The 17818-nt window shown below is 68.9% G+C and carries 17 protein-coding genes and 1 pseudogene; 10 read left to right on the top strand and 8 right to left on the bottom strand.

Translation table 11 applies throughout. From position 1 onward, the window contains the following. Nucleotides 1–5 precede the first annotated feature (5 nt). From gyrB to dnaA, 6 genes are all read right to left on the bottom strand, one after another. Nucleotides 6–1976 (bottom strand): DNA topoisomerase (ATP-hydrolyzing) subunit B, encoded by a 1971-nt coding sequence (gene gyrB / locus ACFWGZ_RS28315; protein ID WP_382454621.1) that lies wholly within the window; start codon nucleotides 1974–1976, stop codon nucleotides 6–8. A 226-nt stretch (nucleotides 1977–2202) separates the two neighbouring features. Continuing rightward, nucleotides 2203–2736 carry a DciA family protein gene (locus ACFWGZ_RS28310; protein WP_382454620.1) on the bottom strand — a complete coding sequence of 178 codons (534 nt, stop codon included), beginning with the start codon at nucleotides 2734–2736 and terminating at the stop codon, nucleotides 2203–2205. Between the two features lie 118 nt (nucleotides 2737–2854). Next, entirely contained in the window at nucleotides 2855–3961 is a 1107-nt protein-coding gene (recF, locus tag ACFWGZ_RS28305) for a DNA replication/repair protein RecF (protein ID WP_382454619.1), read from the bottom strand. A gap of 5 nt (nucleotides 3962–3966) precedes the next feature. After that, nucleotides 3967–4881 carry a phosphogluconate dehydrogenase (NAD(+)-dependent, decarboxylating) gene (gnd, locus tag ACFWGZ_RS28300; RefSeq protein WP_382454618.1) on the bottom strand — a complete coding sequence of 305 codons (915 nt, stop codon included), beginning with the start codon at nucleotides 4879–4881 and terminating at the stop codon, nucleotides 3967–3969. Between the two features lie 38 nt (nucleotides 4882–4919). Then, entirely contained in the window at nucleotides 4920–6044 is a 1125-nt protein-coding gene (gene dnaN / locus ACFWGZ_RS28295; RefSeq protein WP_382454617.1) for a DNA polymerase III subunit beta, read from the bottom strand. A 688-nt stretch (nucleotides 6045–6732) separates the two neighbouring features. Then, nucleotides 6733–8355 (bottom strand): chromosomal replication initiator protein DnaA, encoded by a 1623-nt coding sequence (gene dnaA, locus ACFWGZ_RS28290; RefSeq protein WP_382454616.1) that lies wholly within the window; start codon nucleotides 8353–8355, stop codon nucleotides 6733–6735. Nucleotides 8356–8705: 350 nt separating this feature from the next. Here dnaA and rpmH point away from each other — a divergent pair, with 350 nt between their 5' ends. From rpmH to ACFWGZ_RS28245, 9 genes and pseudogenes are all read left to right on the top strand, one after another. Further along, nucleotides 8706–8849 (top strand): 50S ribosomal protein L34, encoded by a 144-nt coding sequence (gene rpmH / locus ACFWGZ_RS28285; RefSeq protein WP_030465619.1) that lies wholly within the window; start codon nucleotides 8706–8708, stop codon nucleotides 8847–8849. A gap of 25 nt (nucleotides 8850–8874) precedes the next feature. Further along, nucleotides 8875–9216, top strand: a complete 342-nt coding sequence (gene rnpA / locus ACFWGZ_RS28280; RefSeq protein WP_382454615.1) for a ribonuclease P protein component — start codon at nucleotides 8875–8877, stop codon at nucleotides 9214–9216. Beyond that, a complete protein-coding gene (gene yidD, locus ACFWGZ_RS28275) occupies nucleotides 9213–9470 on the top strand; it encodes a membrane protein insertion efficiency factor YidD (RefSeq protein ID WP_330850033.1) in 258 nt (85 codons plus the stop codon). Before rnpA ends, yidD begins: the two co-directional genes overlap by 4 nt. A gap of 3 nt (nucleotides 9471–9473) precedes the next feature. After that, nucleotides 9474–10505, top strand: a complete 1032-nt coding sequence (gene yidC, locus ACFWGZ_RS28270) for a membrane protein insertase YidC (protein WP_382454614.1) — start codon at nucleotides 9474–9476, stop codon at nucleotides 10503–10505. A 30-nt stretch (nucleotides 10506–10535) separates the two neighbouring features. Further along, entirely contained in the window at nucleotides 10536–11099 is a 564-nt protein-coding gene (locus ACFWGZ_RS28265) for a protein jag (protein WP_382454613.1), read from the top strand. Between the two features lie 592 nt (nucleotides 11100–11691). Further along, nucleotides 11692–11859, top strand: a pseudogene (locus ACFWGZ_RS28260) (IS982 family transposase); the annotation flags it as partial. A 235-nt stretch (nucleotides 11860–12094) separates the two neighbouring features. Then, nucleotides 12095–12742 (top strand): 16S rRNA (guanine(527)-N(7))-methyltransferase RsmG, encoded by a 648-nt coding sequence (rsmG, locus tag ACFWGZ_RS28255; protein ID WP_382454622.1) that lies wholly within the window; start codon nucleotides 12095–12097, stop codon nucleotides 12740–12742. A gap of 95 nt (nucleotides 12743–12837) precedes the next feature. Next, a complete protein-coding gene (locus ACFWGZ_RS28250; RefSeq protein WP_382454612.1) occupies nucleotides 12838–13713 on the top strand; it encodes a ParA family protein in 876 nt (291 codons plus the stop codon). Continuing rightward, on the top strand, nucleotides 13710–14681 hold the full coding sequence (locus tag ACFWGZ_RS28245) for a ParB/RepB/Spo0J family partition protein (protein WP_382454611.1): 972 nt from the start codon (nucleotides 13710–13712) through the stop codon (nucleotides 14679–14681). The genes ACFWGZ_RS28250 and ACFWGZ_RS28245 overlap by 4 nt, the downstream gene beginning before the upstream one ends. An 89-nt stretch (nucleotides 14682–14770) precedes the next feature. Here ACFWGZ_RS28245 and ACFWGZ_RS28240 read toward each other — a convergent pair whose 3' ends face one another. Beyond that, nucleotides 14771–15715 carry a D-alanine--D-alanine ligase gene (locus ACFWGZ_RS28240; RefSeq protein ID WP_382454610.1) on the bottom strand — a complete coding sequence of 315 codons (945 nt, stop codon included), beginning with the start codon at nucleotides 15713–15715 and terminating at the stop codon, nucleotides 14771–14773. A 16-nt stretch (nucleotides 15716–15731) separates the two neighbouring features. Then, a complete protein-coding gene (locus tag ACFWGZ_RS28235; RefSeq protein WP_382454609.1) occupies nucleotides 15732–17048 on the bottom strand; it encodes a PLP-dependent aminotransferase family protein in 1317 nt (438 codons plus the stop codon). Nucleotides 17049–17182: 134 nt separating this feature from the next. Between ACFWGZ_RS28235 and ACFWGZ_RS28230 the strand changes: the two genes are divergently transcribed. Next, on the top strand, nucleotides 17183–17815 hold the full coding sequence (locus ACFWGZ_RS28230) for a GNAT family N-acetyltransferase (protein WP_330855997.1): 633 nt from the start codon (nucleotides 17183–17185) through the stop codon (nucleotides 17813–17815). Nucleotides 17816–17818: the final 3 nt, after the last annotated feature.

Genomic DNA, 17818 nt, shown 5'->3' with positions numbered 1-17818 from the left:
CACCACTAGATGTCCAGGAACTTGATGCTCTTGGCGTTGCGGGTGATGAACGAGCGGCGTGCCTCGACGTCCTCGCCCATGAGCACGCTGAACAGCTCGTCGGCGGTGGCGGCGTCGTCCATGGTGACCTGCCGCAGGATCCGGTTGGCCGGGTCCATGGTGGTCTCCCACAGCTCCTCGGCGTTCATCTCGCCGAGACCCTTGTACCGCTGGATGTTGTCGTCCTTGCCGAGCCTCTTGCCGCCCTCGATGCCGGCCTTGATCACGGCGTCGCGCTCGCGGTCGGAGTAGACGTACTCCGGCTCCGCGCGCTGCCACTTGATCTTGTAGAGCGGCGGCTGGGCGAGGTAGACGTGGTTGTGCTCGATGAGCGGCTGCATGAAGCGGAACAGCAGCGTGAGCAGCAGCGTGCGGATGTGCTGGCCGTCGACGTCGGCGTCGGCCATCAGCACGATCTTGTGGTAGCGCAGCTTCGTCAGGTCGAACTCGTCGTGGATGCCGGTGCCGAGCGCCGTGATCAGCGACTGGACCTCGGTGTTCTTGAGGACGCGGTCGATGCGCGCCTTCTCGACGTTGATGATCTTGCCGCGGATCGGGAGGATGGCCTGGTACATGGAGTCCCGCCCCTCCTTGGCCGAGCCGCCTGCCGAGTCGCCCTCGACGATGTAGAGCTCGCAGCGCTCCGGTTCGGTGGAGCGGCAGTCCTTGAGCTTGCCGGGCAGGCCGCCGATGTCGAGCGCGCCCTTGCGGCGGACGAGCTCGCGGGCCTTGCGGGCGGCGATGCGGGCCTGCGCCGACGACACCGACTTGGTGACGATCGTCTTGGCCTCGTTGGGGTGCCGCTCGAACCAGTCGGCCAGGTGCTCGTTCGTCGACTTCTGCACGAACGACTTGGCCTCGCTGTTGCCCAGCTTGGTCTTCGTCTGGCCCTCGAACTGGGGCTCCTTCAACTTCACCGAGATGATCGCCGCGAGACCCTCGCGGATGTCGTCACCGGTGAGGTTGGTGTCCTTCTCCTTGAGGAGCTTCTTCTCGCGCGCGTACTCGTTGACGACACGGGTCAGCGCGGCGCGGAAGCCCTCCTCGTGGGTGCCGCCCTCGTGGGTGTTGATCGTGTTCGCGAAGGTGTAGACCGACGGCGTGTAGCCCGTGTTCCACTGCATCGCGACCTCGACCTGCAGGTCGTCGCCCTGCGCCTCGAAGCCGATGACCTTCTGGTGCACGGCCTCGCGGGTGTGGTTGATGTGGCGGACGAAGTCCTCCAGGCCACCCGGGTAGTGGTAGACGCGTTCCTTCACCGCGGCCTTGTGGCCGTCGGCGTCGGCTTCGGTGTCCTCCTCCGAGACCCGCTCGTCGCGCAGGACGATGGTGATCCCCTTGTTGAGGAACGCCATCTCCTGCAGCCGGCGCGCGATCGTCTCGACGTTGTACTCGGTCGTCTCGAAGATCTCCGGGTCGGCCCAGAACGTGATCGTGGTGCCGGTCTCGTCGGTGGCCTCGCCCTGGCGCAGCTCGTGCGCCGCCTTGGTGGCCTCGAAGCGCTGGGTCCAGACGTGGCCCTGGCGCTTGATCTCGACGTCGACGGCGGTGGACAGCGCGTTCACCACGGAGATGCCGACGCCGTGCAGGCCGCCGGACACCGCGTAGGAGTCGCTGTCGAACTTGCCGCCCGCGTGCAGCGTGGTGAGCACGACCTCAACGGTGGGCTTGCCCTCGACCGGGTGCACGTCGATGGGGATGCCGCGACCGTCGTCGATCACCCGGACGCCGCCGTTGGCCAGCAGGGTGACGTCGACCGTCGTCGCGAACCCGGCCATCGCCTCGTCGACCGAGTTGTCCACGACCTCCTGGACCAGGTGGTGCAGACCGCGCTCGCCGGTCGAGCCGATGTACATGCCCGGCCTCTTGCGCACTGCCTCGAGACCCTCGAGGACGGTGATCGAGGACGCGCCGTACTCATTCTTCTTAGCTGACACGGGCCTGGAGTCTCCTCGCTGATGCGGGCGGAGCCGCACGGTGGTGGGTGACGCTCCTGTGATTCTACCGGGACACCCCGACAGAAAGGGGCCAAGGACACCGGTGAACCGGTCACAGAGCGCCTGGGGAAGCGCGAGACGGGTCAGGACGGCTGAAAAGGGGGTTCAAATCCGCAGGTGAACGCTCATTGAGCCACAGGACGGCCGCTGAGCCCTTGACAGGTCCTCACCCGTAGGTGTCACGCGGACCGCGTCCAGGCGCGTGCCTGGGGCCGTGTCGCCAGCTGGGAGCGTCCGGGCCCTTGATCTTGAGCTTCTTGACGACGCCGTTGCCGACGCCCGCTGCGATCCGCTTGATCAGCTCGCGCTGCAGGAGGCGCAGCTGGGTGGCCCACGCCGTCGACGACGCCTGGACCGTCAGTTCGCCGTCACTGAGCGCGATCGGTTTCGCGTGCTCGGCGACGTCCTCCCCCACCAGTTTCGCCCACCGCGCGAAGACCTGGCCGCCCTGCAGCTGCTCGACCCAGCCGCGGTCCGCCGCGATCCTGGACGCGATCCGGCCGAGCGGCTGGGGGTCGCGGTCGTCGGGGCCGGGACCGGACCAGCGGCGCCGGCGGCGGGTGACCGGACGGCCCTTCGCCTTGCTCCCCGGCACGCGGCCGCGGGCCTTCGCGCTGGCTTTGGCGGCCTCCAGCGCGGCCCGCGCGAGGTCCGAACCCCGCAGTTGTTCACCCTCGGGTGTGAATGAACCTGTGGACAAGTCCGGATTTGTGACGGAGTTATCCACACCATCCACAGACTTGTCCCCAGATGTGTGGGCGGACACACCCGATCGAGCTACATGTGGGGGCGTCGAACCCCCAGAGTCAGGCGTCGGGTCAGACACGCCGCACCTCCCCGCCGTGGACCTCGAACCGAGCACCGCTGAGCTCGTCGGGAACGTCCTCCGCGACCGCCGCGGTGATGAACACCTGCTCGGCTCCCGCCGCCACCTTCGCCAGCTGCTGCCGGCGGCCGCGGTCGAGCTCCGCGAACACATCGTCCAGCACGAGCACCGGTTCGATGCCGTCGACACGCATCAGTTCGTACCCGCCCAGGCGCAGGGCGAGCGCGAACGACCACGACTCCCCGTGGCTGGCGTACCCCTTCGCGGGCAGGTCACCGAGCGTGAGGTCCAGGTCGTCGCGGTGAGGGCCGACGAGGCACACGCCGCGTTCGATCTCCTGCCGCCGGACCCGGTCGAGCTCGGCCAGCAGCAGGTCCTCGATGCTCTCCCGGTCTTCCGGCAGCTCGCCCACGCTCGACCGGTACGAGATGAGCGCCGGCCGCGACTCCGGGGCGACCTCCGCGTACGCCGCGGTGACGTGGTCCGCCATGTCGCGGACCAGCTTGATCCGCGCGGCCAGCAGCTCCGCGCCGTGCTGGGCGAGGTGCCCGTCCCAGACGTCGAGCGTTGACAGGTCCGCCGACCGGGAGTGCTTCACCGTCTTCAGCAACGCGCTGCGCTGCTTGAGCACCCGGTCGTAGTCGCTGCGCACCCCCGCGAACCGGGGCGCGCGCAACACCAGCATCTCGTCGAGGAACCGGCGCCGGTCACCCGGGTCGCCGCGCACCAGGGACAGGTCCTCCGGCGCGAACAGCACGGTGCGCAGGATGCCGAGCACGTCCCGCGGGCGCGGCACCGGACCGCGGTTGATCCGCGCCCGGTTCGCCTTGCCCGCCGTGATCTCCAGTTCCACGAGCAGCTCGCGGTCGTCGTTGACCACGGCCGCCCGCACCACGGCGCGCTGGGCGCCGTGCCGGATCAGCGGGGCGTCGGTGGCGACGCGGTGTGACCCGAGCGTCGCCACGTACCCGATCGCCTCGACCAGGTTCGTCTTGCCCTGGCCGTTGCGCCCGACGAGCACCGACACGCCGGGGTCGAACGCCAGGTCGGCGAGTTCCCACGAGCGGAAGTCGCTGACCTGGAGGTGTCTGACGTGCACTCGGACTAGCCCTGGGTGCTGCCGGAACCGGACGAGGGACCGGCGAGGTGCACGGAGTGGCCGCCGAACTGGTTGCGCAGCGCGGCGACGGCCCGCATCGCGGGCGAGTCGTCCTGGCGCGAGGTGAACCGGGCGAACAGCGCGGCGGAGATGACGGGCAGCGGCACCGCGTTGTTGATGCCCTCCTCGACGGTCCACCGGCCCTCGCCGGAGTCCTCGACGTACCCGCGGAGGTCGTCGAGCTCGGGGTCGGACTCGAGCGCGCGCACCAGCAGGTCCAGCAGCCACGACCGCACGACGGTGCCGCGCTGCCAGGCCGAGATCACCGCGGGCACGTTGTCCACGACGTCGGTCTTGTCGAGCAGCTCGAAGCCCTCGGCGTAGGCCTGCATCAGGCCGTACTCGATGCCGTTGTGCACCATCTTCGAGTAGTGGCCGGCACCGACCTTGCCCGCGTGCGCGAAGCCTTCCTCGCGCGGGCCCTCGGGACGCAGCGCGTCGAAGATCGGCATCGCCTGCTCGACGTGCTCCGCGGTGCCGCCGACCATCAGCGCGTAGCCGTTGTCGAGGCCCCACACGCCGCCGGACACACCGGCGTCGACGTAGCCGATCTCCTTCTCCGCCAACAGGTCCGCGTGGACCCGGTCGTCGGTGAACTTCGAGTTGCCGCCGTCGATCACGAGGTCGCCCGGCGACAGCAGCTCGGACAGCTCCTGCACCGTCTTCCTGGTGATGTCGCCCGCGGGCACCATGACCCACACCACGCGCGGTGCTTCGAGCTTGGACACCATGTCCGCCAACGACTCCGAGTCGCTGACCTCCGGGTTGCGGTCGTAGCCGATCACCTCGTGACCGGCTCGGCGCACCCGCTCGCGCATGTTGAAACCCATCTTGCCGAGGCCGACGAGTCCGAGCTGCACGGTGTTCTCTCCCAACGTTTCTGTTACCCGGTAAGGGTTTAGCCGGGCAGGCGCACGGGCATCAGGAGGTACAGGTAGCCCGGCGCCACGTTCCCATCCTCGTCCACCGGCTTGAGCAGCGCCGGTCGGCTGGGTGTGGTGAAGGACAAGTGGACGCGGGGCGTGCGGACCGCACTGAGACCGTCGAGGAGATAGCCCGGGTTGAACGCGATCGTCACGGCGTCGCCGGTGTACTCGACGGGGAGCTCTTCCTCGGCCGAGCCCTCGTCGTCGCCACCCGCGGACAGGCGCAGGCCGCCGTCCACGAACTCGAGCCGGACCTGGGTGCCGCGTTCGGCGACGAGCGAGACGCGCTTGATCGCCTGGATGAGCGTGTCGACCTCGATGATCGCTGCGGCGGAGTGCTCGCTCGGCAGCAGCTGGCGGTACTTCGGGAAGTCCGCGTCGAGCAGCCGGGTGGTCGTGCGCTTGCCGGTGCCGGACAGGCCGAGCAGCCCGTCGTTGGCCGCCAGGGACATCTCGACCTTGCCGCCGCCGGCGCCGAGCGTCTTGGCCGCGTCGCCGAGGGTGCGGGCCGGGACGAGGACGGCGACGTCGGCGAGGGACGCGTCGGGCTGCCACGGGAACTCGCGCATCGCGAGCCGGAAGCGGTCGGTGGCGACGAGCGTCAGCTTGCCCTCGCCGATCTCGACGCGGACACCGGTGAGCATCGGGAGCGTGTCGTCCTTGCCGGCCGCGACGGCGACCTGGCCGACGGCTTCACCGAAGACGTCCCCGGGGAGCTCGCCGATCAACTGGGGCATCGACGGCAGGGCCGGGTAGTCCTCGACCGGCATCGTCGGGAGGCTGAACCGGGCGCTGCCACAGCTGATCATCATCCGGGAGCCGTCGACCGAGATCTCGACGGGGTGGTTGGGCAGCGCCTTGGTGATGTCGGCGAGCAGCCGCCCGGAGACCAGCGCCCTGCCGCCGTCCGCGATCGTCGCCGGGACACCGACCTGGGCCGAGACCTCGTAGTCGAACCCGGAGACCGTCAGCGAGTCGTCGGACTCCGCGTCGAGCAGCACGCCGCCCAGCACGGGGACCGGTGGGCGGGACGGGAGGCTGCGGGCGACCCAGGCGACGGCGTCGGCCAGGCCGTCGCGTTCGACGCGGATCTTCATGAGGCGTCCTTTCCTCGACGATCGACAAGCCCGACCACGACAACGTGCCAGTGGGGGTTGGGGAGCCTCGACCCTCGGCTGACCGAGGTGCGGAGCAACCACGTTAGAGCGTCCTGGCCCTTCCCGTCACTTCGGGGTTCGGGCACCGATCCCCGGGAACGATCCACCGCTGTTTTGCTTTTGAGTTCTCTCCAAAAAGATCCAACAGCAGTAACAGTAAGGGGTGTGGATAGTGGGGACAGCCCTTAAACGCCCAGGTCAAGGTGTCACCCACCATGTGGACTGCACGGGGATGGCACCCGGGGACAGATCGGCGCACCCGGGGACAGCCAGTTGTGCACAGGTCTCGATCCACAGATCGTCCACAGTTGTCCCCGGGTGCGTCCCCGGGTGCGGGCGAGTTGTACCCGGGTGTTCAACAGGCTTCTGTGGCCAGATCGTGGCCGGGGCCACAAACTTTTCCAGTTGTCCCCACCCCTTCGAGTGCCGGGGGTCAACAGAAACTTCCGCCGAGCGACCGGAACCCCTGTCCGCCACCCGGGTTCGAGCGCGCGCGTACGTGCCGTGTGCTGGTCGTAGGCCGTGGGTGCTCATGCGCGTCCCTCGGGAGGCGATGACGGACTCGGTGCGGGCGAACGAAAAAGGGGCCCTCCGCGTCGGAGGACCCCTTCGTCTGCACCTGGGTGGATCAGGGAGCGTGGCGGGCGCGCTGCTTGATCCGGGACGTCAGCTCCTGCACCTGGTCGTAGATCCGCCGGCGCTCCGCCATCTCCTTGCGGATCTTCTTGTCCGCGTGCATGACGGTCGTGTGGTCGCGGCCGCCGAACGTCTGGCCGATCTTCGGCAGCGACAGGTCCGTCAGCTCGCGGCACAGGTACATGGAGATCTGCCGCGCCTGCGCCAGGGCCTTCGTCTTGCCCGGGCCGCAGAGGTCGTCGATCGAGACGCCGAAGAACTCGGCGGTGACCGCCATGATCGTCGGCGCGGTGATCTCCGGCGCGTGCGAGTCGGGGATGAGGTCGCGCAGCACGATCTCGGCGAGCTGGATGTCGACCGGCTGGCGGTTGAGCGACGCGAACGCCGTGACGCGGATGAGCGCGCCCTCGAGCTCGCGGATGTTCCGCTCTATGCGCGAGGCGATGAACTCCAGCACGTCGGCCGGAGCCGCGAGCCGGTCCTGGGCCGCCTTCTTGCGCAGGATCGCGATCCGCGTCTCGAGCTCGGGCGGCTGGATGTCGGTGATCAGACCCCACTCGAACCGCGTGCGGAGCCGGTCCTCCAGCGTCTCCAGCCGCTTGGGCGGCCGGTCGCTCGACACCACGATCTGCTTGTTCGTGTTGTGGAGCGTGTTGAAGGTGTGGAAGAACTCCTCCTGCGTGCCTTCCTTGCCCTCCAGGAACTGGATGTCGTCGACGAGCAGCACGTCGATGTCCCGGTAGCGGCGCTGGAAGGCGACCTTGCGGTCGTCGCGCAGGGAGTTGATGAAGTCGTTGGTGAACTCCTCGGTCGACACGTACCGCACGCGCATGCCGGGGAACAGGCGCTGGGCGTAGTGCCCGACGGCGTGCAGCAGGTGCGTCTTGCCGAGGCCGCTCTCACCCCAGATGAAGAGCGGGTTGTACGCGCGGGCCGGTGCCTCGGCCACCGCGACGGCCGCGGCGTGCGCGAACCGGTTCGAGGCGCCGATGACGAACGTGTCGAAGTTGTACTTCTCGTTCAGCCGGGTCTGCGACGGCGACGGGTTCGCCGGCCGCGTGTACGGGAGGTTCGTGTTCGGCGTCGCGACCGCGGCCGTGTTCGCCGTGTTGAAGGTCGGCCAGATCTCGGTGACGGCGGCGAGCGCGTCGCCGGCTTCGTCCACCTCTTCTTCCGCGCCGTCGGCACCGAGGGCCTCGTCCGCGAGGACGGGCGTGTCGCCGACGGGGAGGCCGGGCACGACCGGCGTCGTCACGGGCTGGACGACCTGCGCGGCCTGCGCCGCTTGGACGGCCTGGATCGCCTGCACCGAGATGGGCTTGGTCGGCGGGCTCACGACGGGGCTCACCGGTTCCGGCGAGTCGACCTTCACCGCGAGGGAGACCGAGCGGCCGAGCCTGCGCGAGAGCGCGGCGGTGATCGGGTCGCGCAGCGCGCGTTCGATCGCCTCCTTGGCGAAGTCGCTGGGGGCCGCGAGCAGGGCCGTTCCGTCCAGCAGACCGATGGGACGGGTGACCCTCATCCACGCGCGCTGCTGAGGGGACAGGTGGCTCGTCGCCAGTTCCTGCACCACCTCGGCCCACACGAGACCAAGGTCGACCTGCTGGTTCGACACCTCCGCGCTCCCCTCCCCTCCGCCGGAGCACAAGACTCCACATGTGGACACGGAGAATAGAGGTATCCACAGAGTTATCCACAACTGTGCACTAAAAGGTGCGTTGTGTTGCCGGTCCGGTGGCGGCTCCCACGCCAGCTGCGGCACGCGCGAAGGACGAACGGTAACAAGGCCCGGCACGCCTCACAAGACGTGGCATCGGCCACCCCGATTTGGCCGCCGCACCTGGGCATGCGTACCCTCGTAGGAGTCTCCCGCTTGCGACGGGCGCCTTTCGCGCGCCTACGTCCACTGCCATCGGGGGCAACCACAGAGGCTTTGTCAGCAGTGAAGCACCGGGAGAACCGACCGTGAGCAAGGGTAAGCGCACCTTCCAGCCCAACAACCGTCGCCGCGCCAAGACGCACGGCTTCCGGCTGCGCATGCGGACCCGCGCCGGCCGCGCCATTCTGGCCGCGCGCCGCAGCAAGGGCCGTGCCACTCTGTCCGCCTGACAGCGCTGGCAAGCGCAGCGTCGTCGTGCTACCACCGGCCGCCCGGCTCACCCGCAGCCAGGACTTCGGCCTGGTGGTCCGCCGAGGCCGCCGCGCCGGACGACCCCGGTTGGTCGTCCACGTCTTGAAGCCCGACGTGCCCACCTTGGATTCGTCCAAGGTGGGCTTCGTCGTGAGCAAGGCAGTGGGCAACTCGGTGGTTCGCCACCGCGTGTACCGGCGCCTGCGCCACGTCGTCCGCCCGTGCCTGGCAGACCTGCCGCCGGGAACTCTCGTCGTGGTGAGGGCGTTGGCACCAGCAGCCGACGCGTCGAGCTCCGAGCTCGCCGCCGATTTCTCTTCTGCTCTGCGCAAGGTGCTGCGATGACCACGTTGCCCGCGAAGGTCGCGCTTCTTCCGGTGCACTTCTACCGGAAGTTCGTCTCGCCGCTGCTGCCGCCGACCTGTCGCTTCTACCCGAGCTGCAGCGCGTACGCGGTGGAAGCGCTGACCGTCCACGGTGTGCTGCGAGGAACCTGGCTGACCATCCGCCGGTTGCTGCGCTGCGGACCCTGGCACCCTGGAGGCCTGGACCCCGTTCCGCCGAGGCGGCAGGTCCCCGACGTATCCACCGAGGAGTAGTCCGTGCTCAACTTCATCTACTACCCGGTGTCCTTCATCTTGTGGTGTTGGCACTGGGTGTTCGGCAAGGTCTTCGGTGAAGCGAGCGGGTTCGCCTGGGCGCTGTCCGTGATCTTCCTGGTCTTCACCCTCCGCGCGATCCTCTTCAAGCCGTTCGTCGGCCAGGTGCGCTCCATGCGGCGAATGCAGGAGTTCGCCCCGGAGATGCAGAAGATCAAGAAGAAGTACCCGAACGACCGCCAGCGCCAGGCGCAGGAGATGCAGAAGCTGCAGTCCGAGCACGGCGTGAACCCGCTCGGCGGCTGCCTGCCGATGCTGGTGCAGATCCCGGTGTTCATCGGTCTGTTCCACGTGCTGCGCTCGTTCAAGCCCGGCTGGGGCGAGGTCTACTTCTTCGACGCCAAGGGCGTGGAGTCGTTCGTCAACGCGAAGCTCTTCGGCGCGAACCTCTCGACGTTCATCACGATGCCGGCCGAGCAGCTCGCCCAGTTCGGCACGGAGCGCCTCAACGTCGTCCTCGTGTCCGTGCCGCTGATGATCGTGGCGTCCATCGCGACCCACTTCACGGCCCGCCACTCGGTCGCCCGCCAGAACCAGGCCGCGCTGGACAACCCGCAGACGGCCATCATGAACAAGCTGACGCTCTACATCTTCCCGCTGGGCGTCCTGGTCGGTGGCTTCTTCTTCCCCGTCGCGATCCTGCTGTACTGGCTGTCGAACAACGCCTGGACGCTCGGCCAGCAGCACTTCGTCTACAAGCGCATCGACGCCGAGGAAGAGCAGAAGAAGGCCGCGGTCGTCGAGACCCGCCAGGCCCTCGCCCCCAAGCCGGGCGTCAAGCCGGTCAACCCGAAAAAGCCCGCACCCGGCGCCAAGCCCGCCAACGGTGCGAAGCGCATGCCGACCGCGGGCCCGAGCGGAGCCCCGAAGGCGGCCGCGCCGGAAGCCACCAACGGCAACTCCAACACCGAGATTCCCGGCCTGACCCCAGGCCGATCCACCAGCAAGAAACCGGGCAGCAAGAAGCGCCGCTGATTTCGGGCGTTGCCCCGGAGAGGAGACATCGTGTCGGAGACCTTGCAGGCGACCGACGACGTGGAGGCGTCGACGCCGGCCGAAGAGGCCGGGACCGCCGAAGCCGAGCCGCAGTCGCAGAGCAAGACCGAGGACCTGCTCGTCCAGGAAGGCGACATCGCGGGCGACTACCTCGAGCGCCTGCTCGACCTGCTCGACTACGACGGCGACATCGACCTAGACGTGGAGAGCGGCCGCGCGGTCGTCAGCATCGACGGCGGCGAGGACCTGTCCAAGCTGGTGGGCCCGCGGGGCAACGTCCTCGAGTCGCTCCAGGAGCTCACCCGCCTGGCCGTGCAGCAGGAGACGGGCGTCCGCTCCCGCCTGATGCTGGACATCGCCCAGTGGCGAGCGGGCCGCAGGGCCGAACTGGCCGAGCTTGGCCGCACCACCGCGGAGAAGGTGGCCGCCTCCGGCGAGCGCGCCCGCCTGCACCCGATGACCCCGTTCGAGCGCAAGGTCGTCCACGACGCGGTCGCCGCCGTCGCGGGCGTGCACAGCGAGAGCGAGGGCGAGGAGCCGCAGCGCCGGGTCATCATCTTCCCGAAGCCGTAGGCACCTGCTCGACTCAACGGCCCCTGGTTCCTGGTGGAACCGGGGGCCGTTTGCTGTGCCGGGAGGGACGGCCGGTTGACGGGTGGGGAGGGCCGCGGGCGCCCAGTGCTGCGCTCGGGCAGCGGACCCCGCGCTGCGCTGGGAGGAGCCGTGTGGCCCGGACCGGATCGGCGCCGAACTGGCCGTGTCTGCTCGCACAGTGTCGCGGGCGCTGGCCCGCCACCAGGTTCCGCGGCTGGCCGTGCTCCACCGATCACCGGGCTGGTCCTCCGGTCGAGCAAGCCACCGCGATCCGCTGCGAGCGAGACCGGCTAAGCGAACTCGCGCACATGGACGTGACGAAGATCGGCCACATCCCCGGCACCGGCTGGCGAGATCGAACCACTCAGCCGCACCCTGCAAACCGACTGGGGCTACTGGCACGGCCTCCACTGGATCGCGCCTGCCTCGCTGCGAGGCGTCGGCTGCTGAGAGGTGCGACCGCATGGCAGGAAACCGTCCGCGAAACCTCACGTGTTCCACGTGAAACCGATGCGACTTCTACCAGCCGATCAGCTGCGGCTCCTCCCCCACGCCCGCCACGACTCATCAACCGGTCGAGTGCGGCCGCTCGCGGCTTACCGTCAAGCGCTTCGAGCTGGCTGACTGGGCCGGCTACGGCTCGTAGCACTCGCGGTTCTTCTGGGGCCTGCGCCTGCACCTGGTCTGCGCCCCGGCCGGACTCCCGATCACCTGGGCCCTGGCCAACCTGAAAATCGAACACCTGCTCAAGCCCGTCCGCCAACTGATCGAATCGGTCAACGAGCGGCTGGGATTTACTCGTCTAGATCATCGAGCGCAACTTCCCCCAAGTTTCACGTGAAACGGCGCTCAGGATTTGGCGCTGTCGCCGGTTGATCCGTCATGATGGTCCCCTGGCATTCGCCAGCTTTTCCACCCGGCCGCCGGATCGCCGCGCCGTGTGGTTTCACGTGAAACGCTCACGGACGGAGAACATGGCCGGGGAGTTGCCCGACAACGCGAAGCTCGTCTTCGGTGAGCACGTGGACCGTGCCGCCGAGTTCGTCAGGCTCCTGGAGGAGCACGGCGTCGAGCGCGGACTGATTGGTCCTCGCGAGGTCGACAAGATTTGGGATCGCCACGTGCTCAACTCGGCGGTCATCGAGGAGCTGTTCAAGCCCAACGAGCGCGTCGTCGACGTCGGCTCCGGTGCGGGACTGCCGGGCGTGCCGCTCGCCATCGCGCGGCCGGACCTGCGGATCACGTTGCTCGAGCCGATGGCGCGTCGCGTCGCGTGGCTCGAGGAAGTGAAGGAACTGCTCGGGCTCGACAACGTGACGGTTCTGCGGGGGCGTGCCGAGGAAGGACCGGTCCGCAAGCAGTTGCTCAACTGCGACTCGGTGACCGCGCGGGCGGTGGCTCCGCTGGAGAAGCTGACGAAGTGGTGCCTGCCGCTCCTCAAGGGCGGTGGGCGGATGGTGGCGCTCAAGGGCGAGCGCGCGCAGGAAGAGCTCGATCGCGACGGCGAGGCGGTCCTCCGGGCCGGGGGCGGCAACGCTCACGTCGTCGTCGTGGGAGCGGACGTACTGGAAGTTCCTACGACGGTGCTCATCGTCGAGCGCCAGACGCGGAGGGATCGGTGAGCGTGTACCCGGAGTTCCAAGCCGCCGATGTTCCACGTGAAACCGCGTCCCTCAAATCCAAAGCCAAGTCGACCAACAACGGAGATGACAGCGCCGTGGTGTGGACCCCGATTGCAGAAGAGGCGGCTCGTGCGGCAAGCGTGCTGCACCCCGACGAGTCACTTCTCCCCCGCCCGAGTCACCGCCGGGTGATCACCGTCGCCAACCAGAAGGGTGGCGTCGGCAAGACGACGAGCACGGTGAACCTCGCCGCGGCGCTCGCGATCCACGGACTCAAGACGCTCGTGATCGACCTCGACCCGCAGGGCAACGCCAGCACGGCGCTCTCGGTCGAGCACCGCAGCGGCACGCCGTCGGTCTACGAGGTGCTGATCGGCGAGATCTCCATCGCCGAGGCGGCTCAGGTCAGCCCGACGTCGCCGAACCTCTACTGCGTGCCCGCGACGATCGACCTCGCCGGCGCCGAGATCGAGCTCGTCTCGATGGTGTCGCGCGAGGCGCGGCTGAAGGAGGCGCTCTCCCCCGACGCGCTCGACCAGCTGCAGCCCGACTACGTCTTCATCGACTGCCCGCCGAGCCTCGGGCTGCTGACCGTCAACGCGATGGTCGCCGCGCAGGAGGTGCTGATCCCCATCCAGTGCGAGTACTACGCGCTGGAGGGACTGAGCCAGCTGCTCCGCAACATCGAGCTGGTGCAGCACCACCTCAACCCGGAGCTCAACATCTCCACGATCCTCCTCACGATGTACGACGGCCGCACCAAGCTCGCCGACCAGGTGACCAGTGAGGTGCGTGGGCACTTCGGCGACGTCGCGCTCAAGACCGTCATCCCGCGCAGCGTGAAGGTCTCCGAGGCACCAGGATTCGGCCAGACGGTGTTGACTTACGATCCGGGTTCACGCGGGTCGATGAGCTACCTCGACGCCGCCAAGGAGATCGCACACCGCGGGGCGAACAGGGGAAGCGCATGACGGAACAGCGCAAGGGCGGACTCGGGCGCGGCTTGGCCGCGCTCATCCCCCAGGGTCCACCGGCTGGTGCGCCCGCCATCAGCCGGCCCGTCGCGGTCGGCGGTGGCACCGGGACCAAGACGTCCGTCGCGGCGCCCGCCGGCGACGTCGCCGGGGCGCACTACCGGGAGATCGCGGTCACCGCGATCAGGACCAACCCGAAGCAGCCGCGTCAGGTGTTCGACCCGGACGCGATCACCGAGCTCTCGTTCTCCATCAAGGAGTTCGGGCTCATGCAGCCGATCGTGGTCCGCGAGCTCACCGGGGACACCTTCGAGCTCGTCATGGGCGAGCGCCGGTGGCGGGCCACGCAGCAGGCCGGGCTCAAGACCATCCCGGCGATCGTGCGGCAGACCGCCGACGACGTGATGCTGCGCGACGCGCTGCTGGAGAACATCCACCGCGTCCAGCTCAACCCGCTCGAAGAGGCGGCGGCCTACCAGCAGCTGCTGGAGGAGTTCGGTGTCACGCACGAGGAGCTCGCCGACCGCATCGGCCGCAGCCGCCCCGTCGTCACGAACACCATCCGGCTGCTGAAGCTCCCCCTCCCCGTCCAGCGACGGGTCGCGGCGGGCGTGCTGAGCGCCGGCCACGCCCGTGCGCTCCTCGGTCTGGACGACGCCGGGACGCAGGAAGACCTCGCGGCACGGATCGTCGCCGAGGGCATGTCGGTCCGCGCGACCGAAGAAGCGGTGACGATCGCCAAGAACGAGAAGCCGAAGAAGGAGAAGCCCGCTCCCCGCAAGCAGATGCACGCACCCGGTCTGCAGGAGCTCGCCGAACGCCTCTCCGACAACTTCGACACCCGCGTGAAGGTCGAACTCGGGCAGCGGAAGGGCCGGATCGTCGTCGAATTCGGCTCAGTTGACGATCTTGAACGCATCGTCGGCATGATCAGCCCAAATACGGCGATTCGGACATCGGAGTAGGCCCATAGGATCACCCACGGGCCTTATGTCACGGTGACGATGACGCCCCGCATCCAATCGGATACGGGGCGTCACCTGTGAAGAGAAGATCAACGAGCGACGGCGCGCTCGATCAAACCGGCGTAGATCTCGCCCAGCGACTGCCCTGCCGCCTCGACGGCCATCGGCAGGAGCGACGTCTCGGTCAGTCCGGGCGACACGTTCACTTCGAGGAAGTAGACGGTGCCGTCCTCGGCCACCACCGCGTCCGTCCGCGACACGTCCCGCAGCCCGAGCAACCGGTGCGCCGCGACGGCGAGCTCCCCCACCGCCTTGGCGGCAGCGGCGTCGAGCCGAGCCGGCGCGTGGAAGTCCGTCAGCCCCGCGGTGTACCGAGCGGTGTAGTCGTACACCCCGCTCTCCGGAACGATCTCGACGGCGGGCAGCGCCGTCGGGCCGTCCGGTCCGTCGACCACCGCGACCGCCACCTCCACACCGGAGATGAACTGCTCGGCCAGCACCGTGTCGCCGTACGCGAGACACCCGACCATCGCCGGCGGCAGCTCCGCGGCGTCGCGGACCACCTGGGCGCCGAGCGCCGAACCACCCTGGTCCGGCTTCAGCATCAACGGCAGCCCGAGCGTCGACACCATCGCGTCGAGCACCGGCTTGGCACCCAGCTCCCGGAACGTCGCGTGCGGCAGCACGACCCACTCCGGCGTCGCGAGCCCGGCACGGGCCAGCTCGGCCTTGGCGGTCGGCTTGTCCCACGCCCGGCGGCACGCCCGCGAGTCGGTGCCGACGTACGGCACCCCGAACATCTCGAGGATCGCCTGCACCGACCCGTTCTCGCCCTCACCACCGTGCAGGGCGACGACGACCGCGTCCGGGCGGTTCGAGCCGAGACGGCCCGGCAGGGACGAGTCGGCGTCCCACTCCTCCACCGTCAGCCCGACCGCCCTCAGCGCGGCGGACAGCCGGCGACCCGAGCGGATCGAGACCTCGCGTTCGTGGGAGAGCCCACCGGACAGCACAGCGACCATGCGGTCAGCCACAGCACAACTCCAAGGATCAGGCGGTGTCAGGCGACGGGGTCTGCGGACCGGACAGCTGACGGCCCGGCGTCGCCCCGAAGGTCGCCGCCAGCTGCATCTCCTCCTCGATGACGTTCGCCAGGCGGCGGACGCCCTCGCGGATGCGCTCCGGGGTCGGGTAGCAGTACGAGATGCGCAACTGCCGGGACCCGAACCCGTCCGCGTAGAAGCCGGTGCCGGACGCGTAGGCCACGCGGGCCGTCACGGCACGGGGAAGCATCGCCTTCGTGTCGATGCCCTCCGGCACCGTCACCCAGACGTAGAAACCGCCGTCGGGAATGTTCCACGTGGAACCTTGCGGCATGTGCTGCTCGAGGGCCGAGATCGCCGCGTCGCGCCGTTCCCGGTACGCCTCGCGGTAGGTCTTGATCTGGCCCCTCCAGTCCTGCGTCGACAGGTACCGGGACACGACCATCTGGTTCAGCGTCGGCGGGCACAGCGTGGCCGACTCGGCGGCCAGGACCAGCTTCTCGCGCACCGCGTGCGGCGCCAGCACCCAGCCGACCCGCAGACCGGCGGCGAACGTCTTGGAGAACGACCCGAGGTACACGACGTTGTCCGGGTCCATGGACCGCAGCGCCGGGTACGTCTGCCCGTCGAACCCGAGCAGCCCGTACGGGTTGTCCTCCACGACCAGCACGCCGTACGAGCGGCAGATCTCCAGGATCTCGGCCCGCCGGGACACCGCCAGCGTCACGCCGGCCGGGTTGTGGAAGTTCGGGATCGTGTAGAGGAACTTGACCCGCTGCCCGGCGCGCTTGCAGGCCTCCAGGGCCTCGCGGAGCAACGACGGCACCAGACCGTCCGCGTCCATCGCCACGTGGACGACCTGGGCCTGGTAGGCGGTGAACGACCCGAGGGCCCCCACGTACGACGGACCCTCGGCGATCACGACGTCACCGGGGTCGCAGAAGATCCGGGTGACCATGTCGAGGCCCATCTGGGAGCCGACGGTCACGACCACGTCGTCCGGGTGGCCGTTGATGCCCTCCAGCGCCATCACGTCGCAGATCTGCTCGCGCAGCAGCGGGACGCCGTGCGCCGAGCCGTACTGCAGCGCCACCAGGCCCTCGGTGGCGACGAGCTGGCCGATCTCCTCGGACAGCGACTCGAGCGGCAACGCGGCCAGGTGCGGCATGCCGCCGGCCAGCGAGACCACCTCGGGACGGGACGCGACCGCGAACAGTGCCCGGATCTCCGACGCCGTCATCCCTGCCGTGCGCGCTGCGTAGCGGCGGAGGTGGGGGTCAAGGCTTCTGGGGCCCTGCTTGGCGGGCTGTCCGGGCACAGTCATGTGGAACTCCTGAATAGGAAATGTCCCGAGCGAGTGTAACCGTCGTCCCGTTCAGGGCATGCGCCTTCCGGCTTCCGTCACATTCGCCTACCCTCGTATGGGTTCACTGTGTGTATTAGCGGGTGGAGGTCGGGGTGTCCCGTCGCGTCGTGGGCGTCACGCTGGACAACCTGGAGCATCTCTCCAAGCACAGCAGGACGTGCGTCTTTTGGGAGCTGGCTCCTCATCTGCGCGAGCAGGCCGAGGAGTACGGCGACACGGAGTTCGAGAAGGAGGCCTGGGTCTCCAGCGTCCTGCTCGAGTGGGGTTCGTGCGGTCGTCTCATCTACTGCGACGGCATCCCCGCGGGGTCGGTCTTCTACGCGCCGCCGGCCGCCGTGCCGCGCAGCGCCGCCTTCCCCACCTCGCCGGTGAGCCCGGACGCGGTCCTCATGACGTCGCTGGACGTCCTCCCGGAGTTCCGAGGGGGAGGACTCGCGCGGGTGCTCGTGCAGGCCGTGGCGAAGGACCTGACGCGCCGCGGCGTGAAGGCCATCGAGGCGTTCGGCGACATGCGCCCGGACGACGAGGAGGCCAGTTGCGTCACGCCGGCCGACTTCCTCACGAGCGTCGGCTTCAAGACCGTGCGGCCGCACCCCCGCTGGCCCCGGTTGCGCATGGAGCTCCGCAGCTCCATCACCTGGAAGGAAGACGTCGAGGCGGCGCTCGAGCGCCTGCTCAACAGCGTCACCGTCTCCACCGCGGAACCCAGCTTCCGACCGGTCTAGGAC

It is taken from the genome of Lentzea sp. NPDC060358, from assembly GCF_042725365.1.
Lineage (GTDB): Bacteria > Actinomycetota > Actinomycetes > Mycobacteriales > Pseudonocardiaceae > Lentzea.
The sequence above is the reverse complement of the archived record's forward strand: the minus strand, read 5'-3'. Positions and strand labels throughout refer to the sequence as shown.

Excerpts from the sequence above, each read along its gene's own strand:
- dnaN (WP_382454617.1), bottom strand. The coding sequence starts at position 6,044 with ATGAAGATCCGCGTCGAACGCGACGGCCTGGCCGACGCCGTCGCCTGG.
- yidD (WP_330850033.1), top strand. The coding sequence starts at position 9,213 with ATGACCACGTTGCCCGCGAAGGTCGCGCTTCTTCCGGTGCACTTCTAC.
- rsmG (WP_382454622.1), top strand. The coding sequence starts at position 12,095 with ATGGCCGGGGAGTTGCCCGACAACGCGAAGCTCGTCTTCGGTGAGCAC.
- ACFWGZ_RS28245 (WP_382454611.1), top strand. The coding sequence starts at position 13,710 with ATGACGGAACAGCGCAAGGGCGGACTCGGGCGCGGCTTGGCCGCGCTC.
- ACFWGZ_RS28235 (WP_382454609.1), bottom strand. The coding sequence starts at position 17,048 with ATGACTGTGCCCGGACAGCCCGCCAAGCAGGGCCCCAGAAGCCTTGAC.